The organism is Streptomyces sp. NPDC060232, from assembly GCF_042726555.1.
GTDB lineage: Bacteria > Actinomycetota > Actinomycetes > Streptomycetales > Streptomycetaceae > Streptomyces.
This window is the reverse complement of the sequence record NZ_JBHXAG010000017.1, coordinates 56,374-80,838: the sequence shown is the minus strand read 5'-3', so window position 1 is coordinate 80,838 and position 24,465 is coordinate 56,374. Positions and strand designations below refer to the sequence as shown.

24 protein-coding genes are annotated in these 24,465 nt (G+C 72.5%); 15 read left to right on the top strand and 9 right to left on the bottom strand.

Annotated features, from left to right (window positions below; genetic code table 11):
- The first annotated feature begins 62 nt into the window (after positions 1-62).
- A complete protein-coding gene (locus ACFWFZ_RS23775) occupies positions 63-1,328 on the top strand; it encodes a tyrosine-type recombinase/integrase (RefSeq protein ID WP_387124816.1) in 1,266 nt (421 codons plus the stop codon).
- Positions 1,329-1,403: 75 nt separating this feature from the next.
- Here the strand turns inward: ACFWFZ_RS23775 and ACFWFZ_RS23770 are convergent, their stop codons facing one another.
- Complete coding sequence (locus ACFWFZ_RS23770; RefSeq protein WP_387124815.1) at positions 1,404-2,765, bottom strand: glutamine synthetase family protein; 1,362 nt, start codon at positions 2,763-2,765, stop codon at positions 1,404-1,406.
- A gap of 172 nt (positions 2,766-2,937) precedes the next feature.
- On the opposite strand from ACFWFZ_RS23770, the gene ACFWFZ_RS23765 reads away from it, so the two are divergent.
- The 4 genes from ACFWFZ_RS23765 (at position 2,938) to ACFWFZ_RS23750 (ending at position 5,344) form a co-directional block, all read left to right on the top strand.
- Entirely contained in the window at positions 2,938-3,312 is a 375-nt protein-coding gene (locus ACFWFZ_RS23765; RefSeq protein ID WP_387124814.1) for a hypothetical protein, read from the top strand.
- Positions 3,313-3,369: 57 nt separating this feature from the next.
- Positions 3,370-4,071 carry a DUF3105 domain-containing protein gene (locus tag ACFWFZ_RS23760; protein ID WP_387124813.1) on the top strand — a complete coding sequence of 234 codons (702 nt, stop codon included), beginning with the start codon at positions 3,370-3,372 and terminating at the stop codon, positions 4,069-4,071.
- Entirely contained in the window at positions 4,068-4,745 is a 678-nt protein-coding gene (locus ACFWFZ_RS23755; protein ID WP_387124812.1) for a DUF305 domain-containing protein, read from the top strand. The genes ACFWFZ_RS23760 and ACFWFZ_RS23755 overlap by 4 nt, the downstream gene beginning before the upstream one ends.
- A gap of 179 nt (positions 4,746-4,924) precedes the next feature.
- Positions 4,925-5,344 (top strand): CBS domain-containing protein, encoded by a 420-nt coding sequence (locus ACFWFZ_RS23750; protein ID WP_387124811.1) that lies wholly within the window; start codon positions 4,925-4,927, stop codon positions 5,342-5,344.
- A 141-nt stretch (positions 5,345-5,485) separates the two neighbouring features.
- Here ACFWFZ_RS23750 and ACFWFZ_RS23745 read toward each other — a convergent pair whose 3' ends face one another.
- Positions 5,486-6,394 carry an alpha/beta fold hydrolase gene (locus tag ACFWFZ_RS23745; protein ID WP_387124810.1) on the bottom strand — a complete coding sequence of 303 codons (909 nt, stop codon included), beginning with the start codon at positions 6,392-6,394 and terminating at the stop codon, positions 5,486-5,488.
- Positions 6,391-7,092 (bottom strand): DUF998 domain-containing protein, encoded by a 702-nt coding sequence (locus ACFWFZ_RS23740; RefSeq protein WP_387124809.1) that lies wholly within the window; start codon positions 7,090-7,092, stop codon positions 6,391-6,393. The genes ACFWFZ_RS23745 and ACFWFZ_RS23740 overlap by 4 nt, the downstream gene beginning before the upstream one ends.
- Positions 7,093-7,164: 72 nt before the next feature.
- Here ACFWFZ_RS23740 and ACFWFZ_RS23735 point away from each other — a divergent pair, with 72 nt between their 5' ends.
- The 3 genes from ACFWFZ_RS23735 (at position 7,165) to ACFWFZ_RS23725 (ending at position 10,923) form a co-directional block, all read left to right on the top strand.
- On the top strand, positions 7,165-7,497 hold the full coding sequence (locus ACFWFZ_RS23735) for a hypothetical protein (RefSeq protein ID WP_387124808.1): 333 nt from the start codon (positions 7,165-7,167) through the stop codon (positions 7,495-7,497).
- A 338-nt stretch (positions 7,498-7,835) separates the two neighbouring features.
- Positions 7,836-9,074, top strand: coding sequence for a DUF4190 domain-containing protein (locus tag ACFWFZ_RS23730; protein WP_387124807.1), 1,239 nt, complete (start codon positions 7,836-7,838; stop codon positions 9,072-9,074).
- 94 nt (positions 9,075-9,168) lie between these two features.
- Positions 9,169-10,923, top strand: a complete 1,755-nt coding sequence (locus ACFWFZ_RS23725) for an NAD+ synthase (protein WP_387124806.1) — start codon at positions 9,169-9,171, stop codon at positions 10,921-10,923.
- Between the two features lie 73 nt (positions 10,924-10,996).
- On the opposite strand, the gene ACFWFZ_RS23720 is transcribed toward ACFWFZ_RS23725, so the two are convergent.
- Entirely contained in the window at positions 10,997-12,025 is a 1,029-nt protein-coding gene (locus ACFWFZ_RS23720) for an endonuclease/exonuclease/phosphatase family protein (protein WP_387124805.1), read from the bottom strand.
- 287 nt (positions 12,026-12,312) lie between these two features.
- Between ACFWFZ_RS23720 and panB the strand changes: the two genes are divergently transcribed.
- From panB to ACFWFZ_RS23705, 3 genes are all read left to right on the top strand, one after another.
- Entirely contained in the window at positions 12,313-13,182 is an 870-nt protein-coding gene (gene panB, locus ACFWFZ_RS23715) for a 3-methyl-2-oxobutanoate hydroxymethyltransferase (protein WP_387124804.1), read from the top strand.
- Positions 13,183-13,302: 120 nt separating this feature from the next.
- Positions 13,303-14,316 (top strand): ATP-binding cassette domain-containing protein, encoded by a 1,014-nt coding sequence (locus ACFWFZ_RS23710; protein ID WP_387124803.1) that lies wholly within the window; start codon positions 13,303-13,305, stop codon positions 14,314-14,316.
- The gene (locus ACFWFZ_RS23705; RefSeq protein ID WP_387124802.1) at positions 14,313-15,164 is read left to right on the top strand and encodes an ABC transporter permease; all 852 of its coding nucleotides are present in this window, start codon (positions 14,313-14,315) and stop codon (positions 15,162-15,164) included. Before ACFWFZ_RS23710 ends, ACFWFZ_RS23705 begins: the two co-directional genes overlap by 4 nt.
- A gap of 57 nt (positions 15,165-15,221) precedes the next feature.
- Here ACFWFZ_RS23705 and ACFWFZ_RS23700 read toward each other — a convergent pair whose 3' ends face one another.
- On the bottom strand, positions 15,222-19,040 hold the full coding sequence (locus ACFWFZ_RS23700) for a BTAD domain-containing putative transcriptional regulator (protein ID WP_387124801.1): 3,819 nt from the start codon (positions 19,038-19,040) through the stop codon (positions 15,222-15,224).
- A gap of 73 nt (positions 19,041-19,113) precedes the next feature.
- On the opposite strand from ACFWFZ_RS23700, the gene ACFWFZ_RS23695 reads away from it, so the two are divergent.
- Positions 19,114-19,914, top strand: a complete 801-nt coding sequence (locus ACFWFZ_RS23695) for a site-2 protease family protein (protein ID WP_387124800.1) — start codon at positions 19,114-19,116, stop codon at positions 19,912-19,914.
- A 71-nt stretch (positions 19,915-19,985) separates the two neighbouring features.
- Here the strand turns inward: ACFWFZ_RS23695 and ACFWFZ_RS23690 are convergent, their stop codons facing one another.
- Both ACFWFZ_RS23690 and npdG read right to left on the bottom strand, forming a co-directional pair.
- The gene (locus ACFWFZ_RS23690) at positions 19,986-20,174 is read right to left on the bottom strand and encodes a hypothetical protein (protein ID WP_030027280.1); all 189 of its coding nucleotides are present in this window, start codon (positions 20,172-20,174) and stop codon (positions 19,986-19,988) included.
- A 97-nt stretch (positions 20,175-20,271) separates the two neighbouring features.
- The gene (npdG, locus tag ACFWFZ_RS23685) at positions 20,272-20,976 is read right to left on the bottom strand and encodes an NADPH-dependent F420 reductase (protein WP_387124799.1); all 705 of its coding nucleotides are present in this window, start codon (positions 20,974-20,976) and stop codon (positions 20,272-20,274) included.
- Positions 20,977-21,060: 84 nt separating this feature from the next.
- Here npdG and ACFWFZ_RS23680 point away from each other — a divergent pair, with 84 nt between their 5' ends.
- Entirely contained in the window at positions 21,061-21,666 is a 606-nt protein-coding gene (locus ACFWFZ_RS23680) for a hypothetical protein (protein ID WP_387124798.1), read from the top strand.
- A 33-nt stretch (positions 21,667-21,699) separates the two neighbouring features.
- Here ACFWFZ_RS23680 and ACFWFZ_RS23675 read toward each other — a convergent pair whose 3' ends face one another.
- The gene (locus ACFWFZ_RS23675) at positions 21,700-21,951 is read right to left on the bottom strand and encodes a hypothetical protein (protein ID WP_387124797.1); all 252 of its coding nucleotides are present in this window, start codon (positions 21,949-21,951) and stop codon (positions 21,700-21,702) included.
- Positions 21,952-22,044: 93 nt separating this feature from the next.
- Between ACFWFZ_RS23675 and map the strand changes: the two genes are divergently transcribed.
- Both map and ACFWFZ_RS23665 read left to right on the top strand, forming a co-directional pair.
- Entirely contained in the window at positions 22,045-22,902 is an 858-nt protein-coding gene (gene map, locus ACFWFZ_RS23670) for a type I methionyl aminopeptidase (RefSeq protein ID WP_387124796.1), read from the top strand.
- 137 nt (positions 22,903-23,039) lie between these two features.
- Positions 23,040-23,687 carry a heme oxygenase (biliverdin-producing) gene (locus ACFWFZ_RS23665; protein ID WP_387124795.1) on the top strand — a complete coding sequence of 216 codons (648 nt, stop codon included), beginning with the start codon at positions 23,040-23,042 and terminating at the stop codon, positions 23,685-23,687.
- 115 nt (positions 23,688-23,802) lie between these two features.
- On the opposite strand, the gene ACFWFZ_RS23660 is transcribed toward ACFWFZ_RS23665, so the two are convergent.
- A complete protein-coding gene (locus ACFWFZ_RS23660) occupies positions 23,803-24,459 on the bottom strand; it encodes a PhzF family phenazine biosynthesis protein (protein WP_387124794.1) in 657 nt (218 codons plus the stop codon).
- Between the last annotated feature and the right edge of the window lie 6 nt (positions 24,460-24,465).

Genomic DNA, 24,465 nt, shown 5'->3' with positions numbered 1-24,465 from the left:
ACCACCGCCGAGGGCGGGCCCACCCGGGCCCGCCCTCGGCGCTTGCCCAGAAAGGCCCATACGTGGCAGGCCACATCCAAGACCGGTGGTTCAAGACCGAGCAGGGACCCGACGGCAAGCCCCGTCGGATCAAAACCGACCGCTACGGCAGCGGCATGCGCTACCGCGCCCGGTTCATCGGACCGGACGGCACGGAGAAGTCGAAGAGCTTTCCCGACAGGCAGAAGCGGCTCGCCGAGAAGTGGCTGGCACACATCGAGGCGGATATGTCCCGGGGGCAGTACATCGATCCTGCCGCCGGCCGGATCACGTTTCGGGAGTACGGAGAGAAGTGGCTCGCGTCGCTGACGACGGATATGACGACGCGGTCGTCTGTCGAGGTGCAGATCCGCAAGCACGCGTTCCCGCACCTCGGCACGCGGCCCCTCGACTCCTTCCGGCCGGAGCACATCCGTGACTGGCTGAGCGAGCTGGAGCAGGTCCTGCCGGTCTCCTCGTACCGGCGCGTCATCTTCGCGAGCGTGTCTGCCGTCCTCGCCGCCGCGGTGGACGACGAGTTGCTGGCGAAGAACCCGTGTAAGGCCCGTACGGTCAGAGCGCCCGCTCCGGTCGCTCCGCGGGTCAGGCCGTGGACGCCCGAGCGGCTCTTCGCCGTCCGGGCGGCGCTGCCGAAGCGGTACCGGGCGATGGCGGATGCCGGCGGGGGGCTGGGGCTCCGACAGGGGGAGATCTTCGGCCTGCCGGACGACCCCGAGGACTTCCGGAGTGAATGGCTCCGGGTGGCCAATCAGGTAAAGGTGGCGAACGGGCACCTCGTCTTCGGTCCGCCCAAGCGGGAAAAGGAACGGGATGTGCCGCTCCCCCGCCGGATCGCGCAGGTGCTGCGAGAGCACCGCGAGGAGTTCCCACCGGTGGACGTGACGCTTCCCTGGCTGAAGCCGGACGGGCCGCTCGTCACCAAGCGGCTGCTGTTCTCCCTCCCGGGCGGGGGCGCCGTGCGGCGAACCGACTTCAACACCCGCGTGTGGAAGTTCGCCCTCGTGCAGGCCGGCGTCATCCCGGAGCCGCGGCCGGGCGAGCGCCACCAGGCCGCGCGCGAGCACGGGATGCACGCGCTGCGGCACTTCTACGCGTCCGTCCTGTTGGACTCCGGGGAGAACATCAAGGCGCTGAGCACGTACCTCGGGCACGGCGACCCCGGCTTCACACTCCGGGTCTACACGCACCTGATGCCGAGCAGCCACGAGCGCACGCTGCGGGCCGTGGACGAGGTCTACAGGGCCGCCGGTCCGGCGGCTGACGGCCCACAGACGGCCCAGGAGGGGTGAAACGGGTCCGGGCCGGCGGCTGAGTGCCGCCGGCCCGGGGTGCCGTGTGACTGGGGTGTCGCCGCTGGCCTGCGGTTACAGCACCGGGAGGTTCTTGCGGAGTTCGAAGGCCGTGACCTCCGAGCGGTATTCCTCCCACTCCTGCTTCTTGTTGCGGAGGAAGAAGTCGAAGACGTGTTCGCCGAGGGTTTCGGCGACCAGTTCGCTGCGTTCCATCAGGGAGATGGCCTCGCCGAGGTTCTGCGGGAGGGGTTCGATGCCCATCGCCCGGCGTTCGGCGTCGGAGAGGGCCCAGACGTCGTCGTCGGCGCCCGCCGGGAGTTCGTAGCCCTCCTCGATGCCCTTGAGGCCGGCCGCCAGGAGGACGGCGTACGTGAGGTAGGGGTTCGCGCCCGAGTCGATCGAGCGGACCTCGATGCGGGAGGAGCCCATCTTGCCCGGCTTGTACATCGGGACGCGGATCAGGGCCGAGCGGTTGTTGTGGCCCCAGCAGATGTACGAGGGGGCCTCGCCGCCCGCGCCGGCGCTGCGGGTGGAGCCGCCCCAGATGCGCTTGTAGGAGTTGACCCACTGGTTGGTGACCGCGGCCGTCTCGGCGGCGTGCCGCAGCAGGCCCGCGATGAAGGAGCGGCCGACCTTCGAGAGCTGGTACTCGGCGCCCGACTCGTAGAAGGCGTTGCGGTCGCCCTCGAAGAGGGAGAGGTGGGTGTGCATGCCCGAACCGGGGTACTCCGAGAACGGCTTGGGCATGAAGGTGGCCTGGACGCCCTGTTCGAGGGCGACCTGCTTCATGACCAGGCGGAAGGTCATGATGTTGTCGGCCGTGGAGAGGGCGTCGGCGTAGCGCAGGTCGATCTCCTGCTGGCCCGGCGCGCCCTCGTGGTGGCTGAACTCCACCGAGATGCCCATCGATTCGAGCATGGTGATCGCCTGGCGGCGGAAGTCCATGCCCACGTTCTGCGGGGTGTGGTCGAAGTAGCCGGAGTTGTCGGCCGGGACGGGGCGGGTCCCGTCCAGCGGCTTGTCCTTCAGTAGGAAGAACTCGATCTCCGGGTGGGTGTAGAAGGTGAAGCCCAGGTCGGAGGTCTTGGCGAGGATGCGCTTGAGGACGTAGCGCGGATCCGCGAACGACGGCGAGCCGTCCGGCATGAGGATGTCGCAGAACATGCGGGCGGTCCCGGGGGCCTCGGCGCGCCACGGCAGTATCTGGAACGTGCCCGGGTCCGGCTTGGCGATCATGTCGGACTCGTAGACCCGTGCGAAGCCCTCGATGGCGGAGCCGTCGAAGCCGATGCCCTCGTCGAAGGCCTGCTCCAGCTCCGCGGGGGCGACCGCGACGGACTTGAGGAAGCCCAGTACGTCGGTGAACCACAGGCGCACGAAGCGGATGTCGCGCTCCTCAAGCGTCCGGAGGACGAATTCCTGCTGCTTGTCCATGCCTTCATCCTCGCAGTTCAGACGGCCTGTGCACCACCGCCTGAAGGGTCGCGGCACAGTCGGGTCGGCCCAGTATCGCCAGTGGTGGTTTCCGCCACATTACGCACCCCCGAAAGCTCGCGGCACCCCCGCACTGACCTGGGCCCCGTCATGAGCATTACCATCTGCGCCCATGGGGGGCCGGCAGTACACGCAGCGGGAGCGTCGGGGACGTTCCGTACTCCGCCGCGCCGTCGTGCTGACCGTGCTCGGAGTACTGGCCGGCGCGCTGTTCCTGTGCGCTCGTCCCGGTGGGCCGCACGTCTCCTTTGAGGTCCGGGCGCACGGTACGGAGCACGCCGTCTGTGTGTCCCCGTACGACCCGCCCGGCTGTTCCCCCCTCGCGCACGTGCTCCCGGCCGTGCTGCCCGTGCCGCCGCCCGCCGTGACCGTGACGGACGGCGGGCCGCTGCCCTCCGCCCGGACGACGGCCGCGGGCTGGATCCGGCCGCCCGAGCCGCTGGCGCGCGCCCCCGACCTGCATGTTCTCCAGGTGCTGCGGACCTGACGGGTCCGGTTTTGCGTTCCGTCCACCCCCCTCATCCAGAAGAAGGAACCAGGGCACATGGCCAGCAAGTCCGGCAGGACCCCCCAGCACACCGACCCGAACTCCCGCCAGGCGCGCATAGCCGAGATGCGCCGCGCCGAGCAGGCCCGGGAGCGGCGCAACAAGGCCATCGCGATCACCGTCTCGTCGGCCGTCGTCGTCGGTCTCGTCGGTTTCGGCGCCTGGGTGCTGATCGACCAGAAGCAGACCGAGCAGCGCAAGCAGGAGGCCGCGGAGCAGCTCCGCAAGGAGGCCGAGGAGATCCGCAAGAAGCCGGTCGAGGGCGAGCAGCTCTGGGACGTGAAGAAGCTCGGCCGAAACCACGTCGAGACGCCGGTGAAGTACGAGATGAACCCGCCGGTCGGCGGTGACCACCACCCCCGCTGGATGAACTGCAACGGCGACGTCTACACGACCCCGCTGCCCGAGGTGAACGCCGTCCACTCGCTGGAGCACGGCGCCGTGTGGGTGACGTACAACGAGAAGGCCGCCCCGGCCGACGTGGACAAGCTCGCCGCGACCGTCGGCAAGACGCCGTACACGCTGATGAGCCCGGTCAAGGAGCAGACCGGCTCGATCATGCTCAGCGCGTGGGGCAAGCAGCTCACGGTGGACAGCGCGGACGACCCGCGGGTCAAGCAGTTCTTCACCAAGTACGTGCAGGGCGAGCAGACCCCGGAGCCGGGCGCGGCCTGCACGAACGGGCTGGCGGCCAAGTGAGCCGCGCGATCCCCCGCACGTACTGGGTCGCGGGCACGGCCGTGCTGCTGGCGCTGCTGTTCGCGGCGGCGGCCACGGTCGCCGCCGCGGGCGGCGGATCGGCCGCCCCGCCCGCGGCCGCGCCCCGGACGCCGGGACTGCACTCCCCCGACGCCGGCTTCGCGCGGGACATGGCGGTCCATCACCAGCAGGCGGTGGAGATGTCCTTCATCGTGCGGGACCGGACGCAGGACGAGGCGGTACGCACGCTCGCCTACGACATCGCCAACACGCAGGCCAACCAGCGGGGCATGCTGCTCGGCTGGCTGGACCTGTGGGGGCTGCCGAAGGTGGTGGCCGGCGAGCCTGCGATGTCCTGGATGGGGGCTTCCGCGGGCCACGGCGGACACGCCGGGCACGGCCCCGCCAAGCCCGGCGCGCTGATGCCCGGCATGGCCACCAAGGAGGAGCTGGAGCAGCTCGGCGCCGCCTCGGGGCGGGACGCGGAGGTGCTCTTCCTCCAGCTGATGACCGACCACCACCAGGGCGGCGTGACGATGGCGCAGGGGTGCGCGCAGCAGTGCGGGACCCCCGTCGAGCGGGATCTGGCGCAGGGCATGGTCGACGCGCAGCGCTCGGAGCTCACCTTGATGGCGGACATGCTGAGGCAGCGCGGAGCCACACCGCGCGGGTGACGGGACACGCTCGTACGGTGGGGGGAGGCGCCCCTCTCACCCGTACGGGCGTGTACCGGCGCCGTCCGGGGGTCGTCGCGCCAGCCGAACGGCCGCGGCGCGACGGTGCACCGCGAGGGGGACACTCGGCCGGGCGCGTCCGCACCCGGCCGTGAACAGCGTGCTCAGGAGGTTCGGTCATGACCACCGCCGCAGACATCATGCACCCCGGCGCCCGGTGGATACCGGCGCACGAGACGCTCGACCGGGCCGCCGCGCTGATGGCCCGGCTCAATGTGGGCGCACTGCCCATCAGCGACGCCGAAGAGCGGTTGTGCGGGATCGTCACTGACCGCGACATCGTCGTGTACTGCGTGGCCAAGGGCCTGGACCCGTCGAAGATGACGTGCGGGGACATCGCCCGGGGCACTCCGCGCTGGATCGACGCCGGCGCGGACGTCAGCGACGTGCTGGACGAGATGGAGAGCCACCAGATCAAGCGGCTGCCCGTGATCAAGGACAAGAAGCTGGTCGGGATGATCAGCGAGGCCGATCTGGCCCAGCACCTGTCCGAAGACCAGTTGGCCGGCTTCGTCGAGAAGGTCTACGCCCGGAGCTGACCGGGACCGGCCGGACGGTGAGCCGCTTACCCGGTCGCCCGCTTACCCGGTCAGCCGCAAACCCGATCAGCCGGTCGGCCGGTCGGCCGGTCCTGCCGGTCGGCCGGTCCTGCCGGTCGGCCGGTCCTGCCGGTCGGCCGGTCACTCCCGCCGCTGCCGCTCGCTCGTCTCCACGACCGCCCGGGCCACCTGGTCCGGGCGGTCGTGCATGACCAGGTGGCCGGCGGGCTCGGCGACCTCGAAGCGGGCGCCGAGCAGGTCGGCGAGGTCCGCCTGGCGGCCCAGCCAGCGCAGCGCGCCGCGGCCGGCCGATCCGTCATGGCCCGCGAGGACGGTGGCGGGGGCCGTCAGCGGGCGGGTCCGGCGCAGCGCCGCCAGCTCGGCGGCCATGTCCGGATAGCGGGAGTTCTCCAGCAGGGCTCCGCGCCAGACCCGGCCGGTGCGGTAGCAGCGGCGTACGAGGTCCCGCGCGGCCGGATCGCCGCCGCCCGTGCGGGAGGCCCGTACGGTGGCGCGCCGGGCCGCGGGGCCCAGTGCGGCCGGCAGCCCGGCGGCGGTCACGGCCCGGCCGAGGGCGCGGGCCGCGCCGGTACGCAGCGCGGCGGGCAGGAGCGTACGGGGGTCCTCCTCGACGCTGGCGTCGACGAGGACGAGGGCGGCGGTGCGCCGCGGGTACAGGCGGGCGAAGCCCTCGGTGTGGAAGGCGGCGATCGAGTGCCCGACGACGGTGACCGGGTCGGCGGCGGGGCCCCCGTACCCCAGGGCGTCGAGCAGGCCGGCGATCCGGCGGGCCTCCCCCGCGGTGGTGGGTGGTGCGGCGGCCGGGCCGCTGAGACCGTGGCCGGGGCGGTCGAAGCGGACGACGGTGCGGCCCTCGGCGACGAGCAGCGCGGCGACCTCGTCCCAGTCGAACCAGGCCATGGCCAGTCCGGCGCTGAGGACGCAGACGGGTCCCCGTCCCTCGACGAGGACGTGCAGCGGGGCCCCGTCGACGCGCACGAACAGGCCGGCTCCTCCGCTCCCCGGGTACGGCGGCTCGTGCGCGGTCATGTGCGGCGTTCCTTGTGGACGGAGTAGGCGAGCAGACCCAGCCAGACTGCCACGAGCAGGACCTGGAGCCGCTGACCGGCGCCCAGCGCCCAGGTGCCGCGTCCGGCGGTGAACATCGCGATGGCGGAGAGGGTCCAGGCGGTGGCGAGCAGCTCCAGGGCGACCAGCGCGGGGCCGTAGCGGGCGAGGGGCGCGAACCAGCCGTAGCGGCGGGCGGCGACGGTCAGGGCGACCAGCCCCACGAGGGCCCCGGTCATGGCGAGGGTGCTGCTGACGGCGTGGGCCTGGTGGGTGGCGGGGACGAGCCCTGCGGTCTCACGGGCGGCGCATTCGGGGTCCACGGTGGGCGTGCAGCTCAGCGGGAGCCAGGCGTCGGCCGCGGTGGCCGCCCCGAAGAGGGTGACCCCGGCCCAGCCGACGACCGCCCAGAGGCGGCGGGACTCGGTGTACTTCAGCAGCCGTATCAGGGCCAGCATGCCTCCGCCGAAGGCGAGCAGCCCGGCGGTGAAGTCGGTGGCCCGGAAGAGGCCGCCGAGCGGCTGGTCCTGGGCGGCCAGTTCGCTGACGTACGTCTCGATGGGGTTGAGGCCCGTGGAGAGGACGACTTCGAGCACCCACGCGGTGTAGGCCGCGCCGGCGAGGCAGATCAGGAGGGCGACCGGCCAGGCGGTGCGCGGAGTCAGCCCATGGGGGGACATGGTGTGACTAATCCTAGGCAAGCCGGGGGTCGATCCTTCGACCGGATACCCGCCCCGGGTAGGGTTCCGGCCATGACGCGCAGTGTTCGGCGAGCAGGACCGGAGCCCCTGCTCCTGCTGCTCGCCGCGCTGCTGAGCGCCGTCACCATGCTGTCTCCGGGCCGTCCGAGTGATTCCCACGCCATGGAGGACGTGTCCGCCCCCCGGTGCGTTGCCTCGGCCGGGGCTTGCGGTGCCGCGATGCGCGGTGGTGCTCACCACACTCCGGCCGCCGCGCCGCAGCTGTGGGAGCCGGCCCAGGAACCGGCTCCGAAGCCCGCGCGGGCCGCCCGGGCGGCGCGGTCCGAGGCCGGTACGGGCCCCGGGTCCGGCCGGCTGTGGATGGCGCACTGCCACAACGTCTAGTGCCGCGCCAGGCGACGTTCGCCCCGTCAAGGAGCGGCGTCCGGTGCGTGCTCTCGGCGTGCCGGCCGGAGCGCTCGTACTGGACGTACGTGGCTTTCGGCCGGTGCGGCGAGAGTGCGTGCCGGGCGTCGCGACGGGGCGAACGTCGCCTGCCGCGGCACCAGCACTCGGAGTCCGGGATGATGACGGTGATCGGCTACCAGCTGTAGGGCGGGCGGAGCACAGCGGAACACGGCGGAACACGGCGGGGCACGGCGGGAATTCGGAAGGGCGTTCGCCATCGGCATGGCACTCTTGCTCTGATCACGACAGCCGCGACAAAGGACGCTTCCGCCGGTATGACCACCCCGCCGAACCCGCCCAGCACCCCGACCGGCCCGCCGACGGGACCGGCGGACACGCCCGTTCCCGAGACGGCCCCGATACCGGCGCCCGCGCAGCCGCTCTCGCTCGAAAAGGTCCCCGCCGCCGAACCTGCCACCGCGGAGCCGGCCGAGCGGACCCCCGAACAGGCTCCCGGGCCGGCCCCCGAGCCGGACGCGGCCCAGCCCGCCCAGCCCGCCGAGGCGCCCGAGGCGCCCGCCGCTGCCGAGGCCCCCGCCGCCGAACCGGCTCCGGCCCCTTCGGCGTTCGCCCCACCGACCCCGGCTCCTGCCACCCCGGCCTCCGCCGCCCCGGCCACGCCGTTCGGCGCACCCACCGCGGCCGGCGCCCCCGGCCCCGGTGGACCCGTCGACCCGTGGGGACAGCACGCCGCCGGCTTCGGCGCCGGCCCGTACACCGGCTACCCGCAGGCCGCCGCCCCGGCCACCAACGGCCTGGCCGTCGCCGCCCTGATCGTCGGCGGCTTCGGCATCCTCCTCGGCGTCGTGCCCCTGCTCTTCTGGCTCGGCGGCATCCTCGCCGTGATCGGCGTGGGCCTGGGCATCGGCGCCATCGTGCGCGCCAACAAGGGCGCCCCGAACAAGACGATGGCCATCGTCGGCACCGTTCTCGCCGGGGTGGGCGTCATCGCCTCGATCGGCGGCTTCTTCCTGACCGTCGCCGTCGTCGAGCGGGCCTCCGACCGCGTCGAGGCGGGCATCGAGGAGAACGAGCTGGACCTGGACGGCCTGTACCCCAGCGGTGAGCCCTGGCCGACGGCGTCCCCGTCGCCCTCCCAGGTGCCCGGCCTGACCAGCGCGCTGCTGTTCGGCGAGACCTTCACCTACCCGAACGGCGTCAAGGTGAGCCTGTCGACGCCGACGAAGTACGAGCCCAAGGGCATCATCGCCCGCGAGCAGGTCAAGAACGCGATCCAGATCACGGTCACCATCACCAACGGCTCGAACGCCCCGCACGAGGTGATCTACGCCGTGCCCAACGTCCGCGACGACAAGGGCATGACGGCCGAGATGGTCTTCGACAGCGGCGGCGGCAGCAGCGTCCCGAAGATGGTGAAGGGAACGATCCTGCCGGGCGAAACCGCCAGCGGAGTCGTGGCGTTCGAGATCCCCGAGGGCACCAAGAGCATCACCGCGGACATCGCCGCCGGGACCCTGCTCGACGACGTGAAGTACGTCGGCCCCATCGGCTGACAGGCCCGTGGGCGGACCCGCACGGCACGCCGAGAACCCGGGAAACACACGGGGCCCAGGACATCGCGTCAGAAAGACGATTAGACTGGGTCCCGTGCCTCAACTACGCCTCGCTCTGAATCAGATCGACTCGCACGTCGGCAACATCGCCGCCAACGCCGACTCGGTCGTCCACTGGACCCGGCACTCCGCCGAGCAGGGCGCCCACCTGGTGGCGTTCCCGGAGATGGTGCTGACCGGGTACCCCGTCGAGGACCTCGCCCTGCGCGGCTCCTTCGTCGAGGCCTCCCGCAGCGCACTGCGCGAACTCGCGGAGCGGCTGGCCGCCGAGGGACTGGGCGAGCTGCCGGTCGTCGTCGGCTACCTCGACCGGACCGAGAGGGCCACGCCCCGCCTCGGGCGCCCGGCCGGCTCCCCGGAGAACGCGGCGGCCGTCCTGCACGGCGGCCGGGTGGTACTGCGCTTCGCCAAGCACCACCTGCCCAACTACGGCGTGTTCGACGAGTTCCGGTACTTCGTACCGGGCGACACCCAGCCGGTGATCCGCGTACGCGGCGTCGACGTGGCCCTGGCCATCTGCGAGGACCTCTGGCAGGAGGGCGGCCGCGTCCCGGCCACCCGCTCCGCCGGGGCCGGGCTGCTGGTCTCGATCAACGCCTCCCCCTACGAGCGCAACAAGGACGACGTACGTCTCGAACTGGTGCGCAAACGCGCCCAGGAGGCCGGCTGCACCCTCGCCTACCTGGCGATGATCGGCGGCCAGGACGAGCTGGTCTTCGACGGCGACTCGATCGTCGTCGGCGCCGACGGCGAGGTCATCGCGCGCGCCCCGCAGTTCTCCGAGGGCTGCGTCCTGGTCGACCTCGACCTGCCGGCCGCGCGCGCCGACGCCCCCGAGGGCGTGGTGGACGACGGGCTGCGCATCGACCGCGTCGTCCTGTCCGCGGAGCCGGTGCAGGCGTACGAGCCGGTCGTGCCCGGCGGCTACGCCGACCGGCTCGACGACGACGAGGAGGTCTACGACGCGCTGGTCGTGGGCCTGCGCGCGTACGTGAAGAAGAACGGATTCCGCTCCGTCCTGGTCGGGCTCTCCGGGGGCATCGACTCCGCGCTCGTCGCCGCCATCGCCTGCGACGCGATCGGCGCACAGAACGTGTACGGCGTCTCGATGCCCTCGAAGTACTCCTCGGAGCACTCCAAGGGCGACGCGGCCGACCTGGCCGAGCGCACCGGCCTGAACTTCCGTACCGTGCCGATCGAGCCGATGTTCGACGCCTACATGGGCTCGCTGGGCCTCACCGGCCTGGCCGAGGAGAACCTCCAGTCCCGGCTGCGCGGCACCATGCTGATGGCGGTCTCCAACCAGGAGGGCCACCTCGTGCTGGCCCCCGGCAACAAGTCGGAGCTGGCGGTCGGCTACTCCACCCTGTACGGCGACTCGGTGGGGGCGTACGGCCCGATCAAGGACGTCTACAAGAGCGACGTCTTCCGGCTCGCCCGCTACCGCAACCGGGCGGCCGCCGAGCGCGGCGAGACCCCGCCGATCCCGGAGAACTCGATCGTGAAGCCGCCGAGCGCCGAGCTGCGCCCGGGACAGGTGGACACCGACTCGCTGCCGGACTATCCGGTGCTCGACGCGATCCTCGCCCTGTACGTGGACCGGGACCAGGGGCTGGACGAGATCGTGGCCGCCGGCTTCGACGCCGAGCTGGTCGCGAAGATCCTGCGGATGGTCGACACGGCCGAGTACAAGCGCCGCCAGTACCCGCCGGGCACGAAGATCTCCGCGAAGGGCTTCGGCAAGGACCGCCGGCTGCCGATCACGAACGGCTGGCGCGAGCAGGCGTAGGAGGGGGGCGGGTAGTGGTCGGGGGCCTCACCGCCGATGCGGTGAGGCCCCCGCCGGGCGTCCGTCCGCGCCGCTACTTGGCGACAGTCAGCCGCGCGGCGACCGGCAGGTGGTCGCTGCCCGTGCGGGGCAGGGTCCAGGAGGCCTCGGGCCGGATCCCGCGGACCATGATCTGGTCGATGCGGGCCATCGGGAACTGCGCCGGCCAGCTGAAGCCGAACCCGTCGCCCGCCGCGCCCTGGGTGGAGCGCATCTGCGAGGTGACCTCGGACAGGGCGCGGTCGTTCATGGTGCCGTTCAGGTCGCCGAGGAGGACGACCTTCCTGAGGGGCTCGGCGGCGAGCGCGGCGCCCAGCGCGTCGGCGCTGTCGTCGCGCTGGTTGGCGGTGAAGCCGGCCTTGAGCTTGACGCGGACCGAGGGCAGGTGGGCGACGAAGGCCGCGACGTCGCCCTGCGGGGTGGCGACGGTGGCCCGCATGGCCCGGGTCCAGCCCATCCTGATGTCGACGGGTGCGCTGCCGCTCAGCGGGTACTTGCTCCACAGCCCGACGGTGCCCTCGACCGAGTGGTACTTGTACGTGCCCGCCAGGGCCTTCTCGTAGACGGGGACGACACTGCCCTTGAGCTCGGTGAGGGCCAGGACGTCGGCCCCGGAGCGGGCGACCGAGGCGGCGGTGCCGCGCGGGTCGGGGTTGTCGGCGTCGACGTTGTGGGTGGCGACGACGAGGTCGCCGCCGGAGCCGGACTTGTCGAAGACCAGCCCGCCGAAGAGGTTCAGCCAGACGACCGCGGCCAGCACGACCGCGATCAGCGCGGTGGCCGACCGGCGCAGGACGGCGCCGCCCAGCAGCACCGGGACGGCCAGGCCCAGCCAGGGCAGGAAGGTCTCGGTGAGGCTGCCGAGGTTGCCGATGTCGTTGGGCAGCTCGGCGTGGAAGACCATGACCAGCGACAGCAGTGCCGCGATCACGGCCAGCACCCATCCGCGCCGCCAGATCCCGGGGTCCCTGCACAGTTCGGCCAGTCGGCGCGGGAAGCGGGATGCGGAGGGCTGGGGCTCCGAGCCGCCGTTCCCCGATTCCGTCCTGTACGCCTGTGCCATGCCACTGCCCTCACTGCCGTGCTCGCGCTCCGTCCCCGCCCCTTGACCCTAGGCGATGAAGCGGAGCCTTCCGTGCTGTACGTCACGACCGTCCGTCACGGTCGCACGTCCGGAAGGACGAACGCCTGAACGCAGGGGGTTCCGCTTGTCACGAAACGCGCACATTGGCGCCCGGGGCCGTCGGGGCCCCCGGCCCACTTCCGCCCACGCCCCCGGGGATGCCACCATGGTGGGTGAGTCCGGGGACACCGTGAGGGTGCCTCGAGATGACACAAGGAGCAGTTGCAATGACGCATGCCGTTTCGCCTGCCCGCGAACCCGCAGCCGCGGCCTCCCCCACCCTGTACGGAGGCACGGGCACCCGGCGCATCACCGTCCGCGACCTGACCCTCGCCAAGGAACGCGGCGAGAAGTGGCCCATGCTCACCGCCTACGACGCGATGACCGCCTCCGTCTTCGACGAGTCCGGCATCCCGGTCATCCTCGTCGGCGACTCCATGGGCAACTGCCACCTCGGTTTCGACTCCACCGTCCCGGTGACGATGGACCACATGACCATGCTGTCGGCCGCCGTCGTACGCGGCACCAGCCGTGCGCTGGTCATCGGCGACATGCCGTTCGGCTCGTACCAGGAAGGCCCCGTGCAGGCCCTGCGCAGCGCGACCCGCCTGGTCAAGGAGGCCGGAGTGGGCGCCGTGAAGCTGGAGGGCGGCGAGCGCTCGCTGGCCCAGACCGAGCTGATCGTGCAGTCGGGCATCCCCGTCATGTCCCACCTGGGTCTGACCCCGCAGTCGGTCAACGCCATGGGCTACCGGGTGCAGGGCCGCGGCGACGAGGCCGCGCACCAGCTGCTGCGTGACGCGAAGGCCGCGCAGGACGCGGGTGCCTTCGCAGTGGTGCTGGAGCTCGTCCCGGCCGAGCTGGCCGCCGAGGTCACCCGGTCCCTGCACATCCCGACGGTCGGCATCGGCGCGGGCGCGGAGTGCGACGCGCAGGTGCTGGTGTGGACCGACATGATGGGCCTGACCGGCGGGAAGATGCCCAGGTTCGTCAAGCAGTACGCGAAGCTGCGCGAGACGATGACCGACGCGGCGAGGGCCTTCGCCGAGGACGTGGTCGGCGGAACGTTCCCGCAGGAGCAGCACGCGTTCCACTGATGTGACCTGCACCGCTCCGACAGCCCGCCGACCGCTGTGCCGGCGGGCTGTCGTATGTCTGTCGTACGTTTGTCGGTCGCCTGTCGGTGCTTTGTCAGTGGCGGCTGTTCCCATAGGGCCATGACGCGAAACGACAAGAACCCCAACGCCGTGGAGGTGCGGGGGCTGGTCAAGCACTACGGCGAGACCAAGGCCCTCGACGGTGTCGACCTGGACGTCCGGGAGGGCACGGTCCTCGGGGTCCTCGGGCCCAACGGCGCCGGCAAGACCACGCTGGTGCGCTGCCTCTCCACCCTGGTCGTCCCGGACGCGGGGACGGCGACCGTCGCCGGCTTCGACGTGGTCCGCCAGCCGCGGCAGCTGCGCCGCACGATCGGCCTCACCGGCCAGTACGCCTCGGTGGACGAGAAGCTCTCCGGCTGGGAGAACCTCTACATGATCGGGCGGCTGCTCGACCTCTCCCGCAAGGACGCCCGCCTGCGCGCGGACGAGATGCTGGAGCGGTTCTCCCTGACCGAGGCGGCGAAGAAGGCCGCCATGCACTACTCCGGCGGCATGCGCCGCCGGCTCGACCTGGCCGCCTCGCTGATCGGCCGCCCGGCCGTGATCTACCTGGACGAGCCGACCACCGGTCTCGACCCGCGCACCCGCAACGAGGTGTGGGACGAGGTCCAGCGCCTGGTCGCCGAGGGCGCCACCGTGCTGCTCACCACCCAGTACATGGAGGAGGCCGAGCAGCTCGCGAGCGAGCTGACGGTCATCGACCGCGGCAAGGTCATCGCCAACGGCAAGGTCGACGAACTGAAGGCCCGCGTCGGCGGCCGCACCCTGAAGATCCGTCCCGTGTCCGCCTCGGACCTGCCGGGCATGGCCCGTTCGCTGGCCGAGGCCGGACTGGACGGCGTGGCCGGCTCCCAGGCCGTGCCGGACGAGGGCGTGCTCCTCGTACCGATCCTCAGCGACGAGCAGCTGACCGCCGTGGTCGGCCTGCTGGCCGCCCGCGGGTACGCGATCGCCGACCTCGGCACCTACCTGCCCAGCCTCGACGAGGTGTTCCTGGCCATCACCGGCCAGAAGCCCGCGCTCGTCGAGGACTCCGTCCCCACCGAGAAGACCGAGGAGGTCGCGGCATGAGCACCGTGACCACGACGAAGCCCGCTCCCACCGCCCCCGGTCGGCCCTCGGTGGCGGCCTCGCGCGGGGAGGGCCGGATCGGCCTGCGGGGCAACCTGCGGCACATCGGCGCCCTGGTGCGCCGCAACGCCCTGCAGATCAAGCAGGACCCGGAGTCGATGTTCGACGTCCTGTTCATGCCGATCATCTTCACGCTGCTGTTCGTGTTCGTCTTCGGCGGTGCGATCTCCGGCAAGGGCAACCAGGCGGACTACGTCAACTACGTGGTGCCGGGCCTGATGGCCATGATGGGCATGAACATCGCGATGGCGGTCGGCACCGGGGTCAACGACGACTTCAAGAAGGGTGTGATGGACCGGTTCCGGTCCATGCCGATCGCCCGGTCGTCGGTGCTCCTCGCCAAGATCGTCGTCGAGCTCGGCCGCATGATGGTGGCCATCGCGATCCTGCTGGGCGTGGGCTTCCTGCTCGGCCTGTCGATCAAGTCCTCGGTGCTGGACCTGTTCCTCGCCATCGGGCTGTCCGCGGTCTTCGGCAGCGCCCTCATGTGGATCTTCATCCTGCTCGGTCTCACCATGAAGACCGCGCAGGCCGTCCAGGGCATGGCGATGCTGGTCCTGATGCCGCTGCAGTTCGGCAGCTCGATCTTCGCCCCGCCGTCCACGATGCCGGGCTGGCTCCAGTCCTTCACGGACTACAACCCGCTGTCGAACCTGGCGGACGCCGCCCGCGCCCTGATCAACGGCACTCCCGTCGGAGACTCGGTGTGGATGACGCTGGCCTGGTCGCTGGCCATCACGGCGGTCACCATGCCGCTCGCGGTGCGCAAGTTCCGCCAGAAGACCTGACCCGCGGACCGGTCCACTCCGGATCGCGTCCCGGACGGGCACCGGCCGGGGGCCGGGTCAGATGAGGGCGGTGGCCTCCTCCATGGTGAGGCCGCCGCCTTCGGCGTACGCCGCCTCGTAGCCGGTCTCGCCGAGCGCCGACCGCGCCAGCTTCTCGGCGAGGGCGAAGTCCTCGCGTTCCGTGCTCACCGGGAAGTGGTCGGGCGGCAGCAGGGCGCGGTAGGCGCCGAGCAGCCGGGTGCCGTCGTACTCCCGCCGCGGGCCGCCCGGCGACACGAGGGAGACGGCGGCCGTCAGCAGGAAGGTGGCGGGCAGGTGCGGGGCGACCATCAGCGCCAGCGGGTGACGGAAGGCGGCCGTGGCGTCGCGGATCCCCCGCAGGGCGTCGTCGTAGCGGCCGTCCTGGTTGTCCAGCCAGGCCGTCGTGGCGTGCAGGAACACGTCGAAGACGGCGTATGCCCCGTAGGCGAACTCCTCGCGCAGCACCCGGATCTGGGCGCGGGCCTCGGTGATCCGGCCGGTACGGCCGAGGATGCCCGCGAGGAACATCCGGGCCGCGGGCATCGCCTCGTTGCCGAACCGCTGCACCGTCGCGGTGATCTCGGTGAGGATCCGCTCGGCCTCCGCCATCTCGCCGTTCTCGGTGAGCGTGCCGGCCATGCGGACACGCAACACCGTCACCTGCGCCTTCGCGCCGAGGCGTTCGGCGTACGCGATGGCCTCGCGGTAGTCGCGGGCGGCCAGGGCGTACTCGCCGCGCCGCTCCCGGGACTCGGCGCGGGCGGACAGCGCCTCCGCGCAGCCCCAGTCGTCGCCCAGCTCCCGGAAGAGCTCCAGGCTCTCGTCGGCGTCACGGGAGGCGTCGCCCGCCCAGTCGGCGCGGTTGGCGAGGATGTTGGCGCGCAGCTGGAGCGCGGAGGCGAGCTCCCAGCGGTAGCCGAGTGTGCGGGCGGTGGCCACGGTCGCGTCGACGACCCGTTTGAGCAGCCCGGCATCGCCCGCGATCATGACGGCGTAGATCCACAGGGAGGCCGGTGTGCGGCAGGTCTGCGGGAGCCCGGGCCGGTAGGTGGCGATCACCCCGTCGACCAGGGCCCGGACCTCGGGGTCGTCCCAGTCCTTGTTGGTCTGGTCCCGGGCCGCCAGCCGGACCAGGTGCAGGGCGCGCCAGGCCTCGGTGAGCACCTCGCCGCTGTAGGGCGGCGGCGAGTCCACGAGCTGCCCGTACACCGGCTCGGCGGGGACGACCGGGGCCACGAAGGGGTTGGGGCCGAGCGCGGCGACCGCCTCCGCCCAGTGGCGGGACTCGGTCCGCTGGTCGTGCAGGTGCCAGTACCAGCCCAGGGAGTGGACCAGGCACAACGCCTCGCCCGCGTCGCGGGTGGTGACGGCCCGGCGCAGGGCCGTACGGAGGTTCTCGTACTCGGTGGCGAGCAGGTCCGCCGCCTCGCGCTGGCGGTGCCCGCGCAGCAGGGGGTCACTGGTCCGGGCGAGCTCGCGGTAGTGGACCAGGTGGCGGCGGGCGATCTCCTCGCGGTCGCCGCCGGCTTCGGTGAGTCGCTCGGCGGCGTACTCGCCGACCGTCTCCAGGAGGCGGTAGCGCATGCCGGAGCCGCCGGGGGCGGCGACGACGAGGGACTTGTCGACGAGGGAGCCGAGGGTGTCGGCGACGTCGAAGGCGGCGCCCCCGGCCCCGGCCTCGGTCCGGTCGGCGCACACGGCTTCGGCGGCGGCGAGGTCGCAGCCGCCCGCGAAGACCGACAGGCGGCGCAGGACCGTCCGCTCGGCCTCGTCGAGGAGGTCCCAGGACCAGTCGACGACGGCCCGCAGGGTCTGCTGGCGCGGCAGAACGGTACGGGCTCCGCTGGTCAGCAGCCGGAAGCGGTCGTCGAGCCGGTCGGCGATCTGGCGTGGCGTGAGCAGCCGCAGCCGGGCCGCGGCCAGCTCGATGGCGAGCGGCAGCCCGTCGAGGCGGCGGCAGATCTCCGCGGCGGCGGCCGGGTCCTCGTCCACGGTGAACCCGGCCCGGGCCGCCGCCCCCCGGTCGGCGAGCAGCCGCAGCGCGATCGGGTCGGGCAGCGGTTCGACGGGGCGCAGGGACTCCCCGGGCACGCCGAGGGGTTCGCGGCTGGTGGCCAGGATCTGGACGCCGGGGCAGTGGGTGAGGAGGCGTTCGGCGAGCTCGGCGGCGGCTTCGACGACGTGCTCGCAGTTGTCGAGCACCAGCAGCAGGCTGCGGCGGGCGCAGTGCTCGACGAGGCGTGTGGTGGGGTCGTCGCCGTTGCGGTCGGTCAGCGCCCGCAGTTCCTCGGCGGCGGCGCCGCGCAGCTTGGTCTCCCGTGCGCCGACCGCGGCGAGGGTGGCCTCGGCGACGTCCTCCGGGTCGTCGACGGGAGCCAGCTCGACGAGCCACACGCCGTCGGGCCAGCCGCCGCGCGGCTCGTGCGCCTCGGCGGCCTCCTGCGAGAGCCGGGTCTTGCCGGCGCCGCCGGGCCCGAGGAGCGTGACGAGCCGCGCCCGCGCGAGATCGTCGCCGATGACGCGGATGTCGTCCTCCCGGCCGACGAAGGTGGTCAGCCGTGCCCGCAGGTTGCCGCTGCCCTGGCCGGGCGGTGCGGGCGCGGGGGCAGCCGGGGCCGGGGAGGCGGACCCGGGCCCGCCCGGGTACGAAGCCGCGGCCGGTGCGTGGCCTGGCGCCGCAGCCGGGGCCTGCCCTGGGGCCGGAGCCGGGGTCCAGGGCTGGGCCGGAGCCTGGGCCTGGGCCGGGTGTTCCGGACCCTGGGGCTGGGGTTGGCCTGGCGCCTGGGCCGGGGGCCAGGGCAGGGCCTGGGGCTGGGGTTGGGGCTGGGGTTGGGGCTGGGGCTGGGGCTGGCCTGGCGCCGCAACCGGAGTCCAGGGCAGGGCATGGGGTCGGGGCTGGGCCGGGTGTTCCGGGCCCTGGGCCTGGGCCGGGGGCCAGGGCTGGGCCTGGGGCTGGGGTTGGCCTGGCGCCGCAACCGGAGTCCAGGGCAGGGCATGGGGCCAGGGCAGGGCCTGGGGCCAGGGCTGGGGCTGGGGCCAGGGCTGGGGCTGGGGCCAGGGCTGGGGCTGGGACGGGTGTTCCGGGCCGCCGGGGGGTGAGAACCTCGGCCCGGCGGCCGCGGGCCAGGTCCCCGGACCGGAGTCCGCCGGGGCCAGGAGTTCGGCGTGCAGGGCGCGCAGGGCCGGTCCGGGGTCCGTGCCGAGCCGGTCGGCCAGGCTTCGGCGGACCTCGTCGTAGGCGGACAGGGCCTCCGCCGGGCGGCCCGCGTCGCGCAGGGCCCGGATCCGCAGCGCCTGCAGCGGCTCGTCCAGCGGCTGCCGCGCACACAGCGCGCTCAGCTCCGGCAGGCACTGCTCGGCCTGGCCCAGGGCCAGGGCCGCCGTGAGCCGGCCCCGGCGCACGTCCATCCGTACGGCCTCCCAGCGCGCGGCCTCGGCGGCCGGGTCGGGCAGGTCCGCGAGGACGGGACCGCGCCACAGGGCGAGGGCCTCCTCGTACAGGGCGGCGGCCGCGGCCGGGTCCCGTGCCTCGGCGCCGGCCCGGGCCAGCCGCTCGAAGCGGTACAGGTCGACGTCCTCCCGCCGGGCGGCCAGCTGGTAGCCGCCCTCGGCGGACAGCACGGCCGTGTGCCCCAGCGCCCGCCGCAGCCGGCCGACCAGGGCCTGCAGTGCGGCCACGGCGTCGGCCGGAGGGTCGGCGTCCCACACCTCGTCGACCAGCAGGCGGACCGGCACCATGCGGCCCGGGCGCAGTGCGAGCGCCGTCAGGAGCGCGCGCAGACGCGCCCCGCCGACGGCTACGGGGGTCCCGTCGTCGCGGAGGGCCTGGGCGGAGCCGAGAATCGCGTAACGCACCGGCCCATTGTCTCCGTACCCCCGCCCGACCCCGAACCGTTTTCCGTACGAGGCCCGGGATAGGTTTCCCCGCATGGCTCATCAGGGTGCCCGCCACGAGCGGCGGATCAGTTCGGTATTCCTCGGCATCTTCGCCGTCATGGCCGTCACGGGCTGGGCGGTGTGGACGGGGTACTCGACCAGCACCGGGCTCGCGGTGTTCCTCTTCGTGACGTCGGCGTGGATCGTCTCCCTCTGCCTGCACGAGTACGCGCACGCCCGTACGGCGCTGCACGGCGGCGACCTCACGGTCGGCGCCAAGGGCTACCTGACGCTGAACCCGCTCAAGTACACGCACGCTCTGCTCAGCATCGTCCTGCCGGTGCTCTTCGTCATCCTCGGCGGGATCGGTCTGCCGGGCGGCGCGGTCTTCATCGAGCGCGACCGGATCCGGGGCCGCTGGAAGCACAGCCTGATCTCGGCGGCGGGTCCTCTGACGAACGTGGCCTTCGCCGTCGTGTGCACGGCCCCGTTCTGGCTGGACGCCCTGGACGGGGTGCCGCTCGCCTTCCGCTACGCCCTCGGCTTCCTGGCGATGCTGCAGGTGACGGCGGCGATCCTGAACTCCCTGCCGGTGCCGGGCCTCGACGGCTACGGGGTGATCGAGCCGTGGCTGTCGTACCGGGTGCGGCGCGAGGTGGAGCCGCTGGCGCCGTTCGGTCTGATCGCCGTCTTCGCGCTGCTGTGGATCCCGGGGGTCAACGCCGTCTTCTTCGACGTGGTGGACGGGGTGCTGTCGGCGCTGGGCGTGTCGGACCTGGAGACGTACTGCGGCCGCGACCTCTACCGCTTCTGGCAGGAGGGCAGCGGCGTCTGCGAGGTCCCGCAGGACTAGGGTCTGTATCGAGTTGCCCCGCGGGGCAACTCGATACAGGCCCTAGCAGGACTGGTGTCGGCCGCGGCGGCTCAGGCGTTGCGGGCGGTGGCGGCCTTCTCGGCCTTGGCCTTGCGCATGTAGTACCAGGCCATGTTGGACGTGAGGCCCGCCAGGAGCACCCACACGATCCCGAGGAAGCTGCCCTCCACGAAGGCGACGACGGCCGCGGCCACGGCGAGGGCGCAGACGACTACGGCGAAGACGGCAAGGCGGGGCATGGGAAGAGCTCCTCGGGGACACTGAAGGCGGTCGAGCCCCTCCAGTGTCCCCCATGCCCCGCAGTGCTGCCGTAAAGGTCCCCGGCCGGGTCGGCGGTCAGACGTCGGTCGTGCGGAGGCCCGCGTGGGCCTTGTAGCGGCGGTTGGTGGAGATCAGGTTCGCCACGAGGGCCTCGACCTGGTGGGCGTTGCGCAGGCGGCCCGCGAAGATGCCGCGCATGCCCGGGATCCGGGCGGCCAGCGCCTGGACGATGTCGGTGTCGGCGCGGGATTCGCCGAGGACCATCACGTCGGTGTCGATCTCGTCGATCGACTCGTCCTGGAGGAGGACCGCCGAGAGGTGGTGGAAGGCCGCGGTGACGCGGGAGTCCGGGAGCAGGGCGGCGGCCTGCTGGGCGGCGCTGCCCTCTTCGACCTGGAGGGCGTAGGCGCCCTGCTTGTCGAAGCCGAGCGGGTTGACGCAGTCCACGACGAGTTTGCCCGCGAGGTCCTCGCGCAGCGCTTCGAGGGTCTTGGCATGGCCCTCCCACGGCACGGCGATGATGACGATGTCGCTGCGGCGCGCGCATTCGGCGTTGTCCGCACCCTCGACGCCGAGCCCCAGTTCCTCGGCCGCGGTCCGCGCGCGGTCGGCGGCGCGGGAGCCGATGATCACCTTCTGGCCGGCCCGGGCGAGCCGGTAGGCGAGGCCGCGGCCCTGGTCGCCGGTGCCGCCGAGGACGCCGACGACGAGGCCGGACACGTCCGGCAGGTCCCAGGGGTCCCTGGCCGGCGGCTTCTGCGTGCTGTCTGAGGAAGTCATGGGGGCGAGAGTACTGCCGGGTAGCCCACAGTCGAAGAGCGGCGAAGCGCCCCCCGTGTCGGTGTGATGCGGCAGGATGCCGCCATGGATGCCGTCAGGGTGGCCCTGCTGCGCGAGGTGCTCGCCGGTACGCAGTGGCCGGGCGACGCACGCCGCTTCGCCTGCTCGCTGCGCCGGTCCGTCGTTCCGGCCGGCGGGAAGCTGCTGCTGGTGGGGACCGAGGGCTACGAGCCCTGGCACCTGGCGGCGCACCTCGTGGACGAGGCCGCCTGGTCGGGCAGCCCGGAGCTGGCTCCGACGCTCGTGCGCCACCGGGTGCAACCCGGGCAGCCGCCGCACCTGTCGGTGGGGCTGGGCCGGCTGGCTGCGGCCGGGCGCGGGCACACGGTGCTGGTGGTGGCGCCCCGGGAGCCCGGCGAGGGACTGCTGGAGCGCGTGCACGACGCCCGGCGCGCGGGGGCGACCGTACTGTCCCTGGACGGCGGGGACCGGGATCTGGGCGCGCTCGCGCACGACGCGCTGTCGGTGCCGGAGGACGGCGCCGAGCTGGACCTGGACACCGTGCAGCACCTGGTCAGCGCGGCGGCCGGGGAGAACGGCCCGCCGACGCCGCGCGGGTCCCGACGGCTGCGGGACCGGCTGGCGGGGCTCGCCGACCGGCTGACCGCGCCGCCGCCCAGCCGCTGGTAGCCGCCTGTCGGCCCGTAGCCGGCTACGGGCCGGTCAGCCGGCCGTGCCCGTGCTGCCCGTGCCCTCTTCTTCCTCGCGGGTCCGGTCGTTCCACTTGGGGTCGTTCTGCCACTCCAGGTTGCGCTCCTGCGCCGTCTCCATGGCGTGGGCGGCCTCCTCGGACGTCCCGTAGGGGCCGAACCGGTCCTTGGCCGGGCACTCGGGGCCTTCCTCGACCTTCTGGTGGACCAGGCAGTAGTACCACTCGCCGGGTTTGCCCACCTGGCGCTTCTTGAACAGGGCCATCGCCGTCCAGGCTCCTCTCGATGCCTCCGCAAGCCGCTGTGTGCCGCTCTATCCCGCCATGCTGCCCCATCCCCGCTGGATACACTCGCTTGCATGTCCGGTCAGTCGCTGCTCGTACCAGGCGAGCTCTCTCCCGCCCGTTCCGTTCCCGGAAACATCCGCCGGCCCGAGTACGTCGGCAAGCCCGCGCCCACTCCGTACACCGGACCGGAGGTGCAGTCGGCCGAGACCATCGAGGCCATGCGCATCGCCGGCCGGATCGCCGCCCAGGCGATGGAGGAGGCCGCCAAGCTGATCGCGCCGGGGGTGACCACCGACGAGCTCGACCGGGTCGCCCACACGTACATGTGCGACCACGGCGCCTACCCCTCGACGCTCGGCTACCGGGGCTTCCCGAAGTCGCTCTGCGCCTCCGTCAACGAGGTCATCTGCCACGGCATCCCCGATTCCACCGTCCTGCGCGACGGCGACATCGTGAACCTCGACGTGACGGCGTACATCGGCGGGGTGCACGGCGACAACAACGCCACCTACCTGTGCGGCGACGTGGACGAGGAGTCGCGGCTGCTGGTGGAGCGCACCCGCGAGGCGCTGAACCGGGCGATCAAGGCCGTCAAGCCGGGCCGCCAGATCAACGTCATCGGCCGGGTCATCGAGTCGTACGCGAAGCGCTTCGGCTACGGCGTGGTCCGGGACTTCACCGGCCACGGCATCAACTCGTCCTTCCACTCCGGCCTGATCATCCCGCACTACGACAGCCCTCACGCGACCACGGTCATCGAGCCGGGGATGACCTTCACGATCGAGCCGATGCTGACCCTGGGCACCCATGACTACGACATGTGGGACGACGGCTGGACGGTCGTCACGAAGGACCGCAAGCGCACCGCGCAGTTCGAGCACACCCTGGTGGTGACGGACTCCGGGGCGGACATCCTGACCCTTCCCTAGGGGTCTCCAGCCGGTCCCCCGGCCGGATTTTTTACCGACAAGGCGTCGGGAACGCATTGACTTAGGCAAACCTAAGTAGGAGTATCGGGCGTGGCGGCAGTGCCGCCACGCCTGTTTCCTCTTCCTGGAGGTCCGCCTTGGACGCCTTCTCTACGGTCATCCGCGTCGCGTCGCACGAGCAGCACACCGAGGCCGAGACGTCGAGCTTCATGAGCGACCTGCTGGGCGGACGGCTCGGCGTGGACGCGTACACGCGGTACACCGAGCAGCTGTGGTTCGTGTACCGGGCCTTGGAGGATGCGGCCGAGTCCCTCAAGGACGACGCGGTGGCGGGCCCGTTCATCCGGCCCGAGCTGATGCGCGTCGCGGAGATAGAGCGGGACCTCGCGCACCTGCTGGGCCCGCAGTGGCGCGAGCACGTGACGGCGCTGCCCGCGACCGAGGCCTACGCCGCACGGGTGGCCCAGTGCGCCGCCGAGTGGCCGGGCGGGTACGTCGCCCACCACTACACCCGCTACCTGGGCGACCTCTCCGGCGGGCAGATCATCCGCGACAAGGCTGAGCGCACCTGGGGCTTCGAACGCAAGGGCGACGGCGTCCGCTTCTACGTCTTCGCGGAGATCCCCAACCCGGCGGCCTTCAAGCGGACCTACCGCGAGCTGCTGGACGTGATCGCCGCGGACGACCTGGAGAAGCAGCGCATCATCGACGAGTGCAAGCGCGCCTTCGACTTCAACGGCGCGGTCTTCCGCGAGCTGGGCGAGGAGTTCCCCCTCAGCGCGTGACCCCGTACACGGCCACGGAGCCGGGTACGGGGCCGGACCGGGTGCGCACAGTGCGCCCGGTCCGGCCCCGCGGCCGTTTCAGGGCCCGCGTACTCACCTCTCCCGGACGAGGTATCTAGGAGGGCGGGGCGAAGCGGACGCGGCCGCCTACTTCGACGGTGCCGTCCGCGCCGGGGGCGGTGAGGATCTGGGAGCCGGCGCCCTGGGTGATGTTCAGGGCGCGGTTGAGCTCGGCCGTCAGCAGGATCGCCGCCGAACCGGTGGCCTCGTCCTCGGCGATGACGCCGTCGGGGCGCCGCGGGAAGCCCCGGGCCCGTACGCGGCCCGCGGCCTCGTCCTCCCACGCCCAGGCGTACAGCCAGCCCTCGCCCGGCGGCGGAGCGGGGAGCGCCTCGACCTCGGCGACGCTGTCGTACTGCCGGGTGCGCTTGCCCTCGACCCATTCGGGTCGGGCCGTGATCCAGGTGAACTCCCCGTCGTCACGGGCCCATACGGATCCGACGGGAGGTTGGAGCTCTTCGATGTCCAGCAGCCACGCGACCCCGACCAGCGGGTGTCCCGCGAAGGACATCCGCGTGCCGGGGGTGCGGATGTCGACGACCCCGCGCTCGGGGTCGTCGACGAACACCGTCTCGCTGTAGCCGAGTTCGGCGGCCAGCGCCTGCCGGGACGCGTCGTCGGGGCAGGTCCGGCCGTCGCGCACGACACCGAGCAGGTTGCCGTACCGGCCGTCACCCGCGCAGAAGACCCTCAGCACATCGAGATCGTTCACGCGGGA

Excerpts from the sequence above, each read along its gene's own strand:
- ACFWFZ_RS23770 (WP_387124815.1), bottom strand. The coding sequence starts at position 2,765 with ATGGACAAGCAGCAGGAATTCGTCCTCCGGACGCTTGAGGAGCGCGAC.
- ACFWFZ_RS23765 (WP_387124814.1), top strand. The coding sequence starts at position 2,938 with ATGGGGGGCCGGCAGTACACGCAGCGGGAGCGTCGGGGACGTTCCGTA.
- ACFWFZ_RS23760 (WP_387124813.1), top strand. The coding sequence starts at position 3,370 with ATGGCCAGCAAGTCCGGCAGGACCCCCCAGCACACCGACCCGAACTCC.
- ACFWFZ_RS23750 (WP_387124811.1), top strand. The coding sequence starts at position 4,925 with ATGACCACCGCCGCAGACATCATGCACCCCGGCGCCCGGTGGATACCG.
- ACFWFZ_RS23745 (WP_387124810.1), bottom strand. The coding sequence starts at position 6,394 with ATGACCGCGCACGAGCCGCCGTACCCGGGGAGCGGAGGAGCCGGCCTG.
- ACFWFZ_RS23740 (WP_387124809.1), bottom strand. The coding sequence starts at position 7,092 with ATGTCCCCCCATGGGCTGACTCCGCGCACCGCCTGGCCGGTCGCCCTC.
- ACFWFZ_RS23735 (WP_387124808.1), top strand. The coding sequence starts at position 7,165 with ATGACGCGCAGTGTTCGGCGAGCAGGACCGGAGCCCCTGCTCCTGCTG.
- ACFWFZ_RS23730 (WP_387124807.1), top strand. The coding sequence starts at position 7,836 with ATGACCACCCCGCCGAACCCGCCCAGCACCCCGACCGGCCCGCCGACG.
- ACFWFZ_RS23720 (WP_387124805.1), bottom strand. The coding sequence starts at position 12,025 with ATGGCACAGGCGTACAGGACGGAATCGGGGAACGGCGGCTCGGAGCCC.
- panB (WP_387124804.1), top strand. The coding sequence starts at position 12,313 with ATGACGCATGCCGTTTCGCCTGCCCGCGAACCCGCAGCCGCGGCCTCC.
- ACFWFZ_RS23710 (WP_387124803.1), top strand. The coding sequence starts at position 13,303 with ATGACGCGAAACGACAAGAACCCCAACGCCGTGGAGGTGCGGGGGCTG.
- ACFWFZ_RS23705 (WP_387124802.1), top strand. The coding sequence starts at position 14,313 with ATGAGCACCGTGACCACGACGAAGCCCGCTCCCACCGCCCCCGGTCGG.
- ACFWFZ_RS23695 (WP_387124800.1), top strand. The coding sequence starts at position 19,114 with ATGGCTCATCAGGGTGCCCGCCACGAGCGGCGGATCAGTTCGGTATTC.
- ACFWFZ_RS23690 (WP_030027280.1), bottom strand. The coding sequence starts at position 20,174 with ATGCCCCGCCTTGCCGTCTTCGCCGTAGTCGTCTGCGCCCTCGCCGTG.
- npdG (WP_387124799.1), bottom strand. The coding sequence starts at position 20,976 with ATGACTTCCTCAGACAGCACGCAGAAGCCGCCGGCCAGGGACCCCTGG.
- ACFWFZ_RS23680 (WP_387124798.1), top strand. The coding sequence starts at position 21,061 with ATGGATGCCGTCAGGGTGGCCCTGCTGCGCGAGGTGCTCGCCGGTACG.
- ACFWFZ_RS23675 (WP_387124797.1), bottom strand. The coding sequence starts at position 21,951 with ATGGCCCTGTTCAAGAAGCGCCAGGTGGGCAAACCCGGCGAGTGGTAC.
- map (WP_387124796.1), top strand. The coding sequence starts at position 22,045 with ATGTCCGGTCAGTCGCTGCTCGTACCAGGCGAGCTCTCTCCCGCCCGT.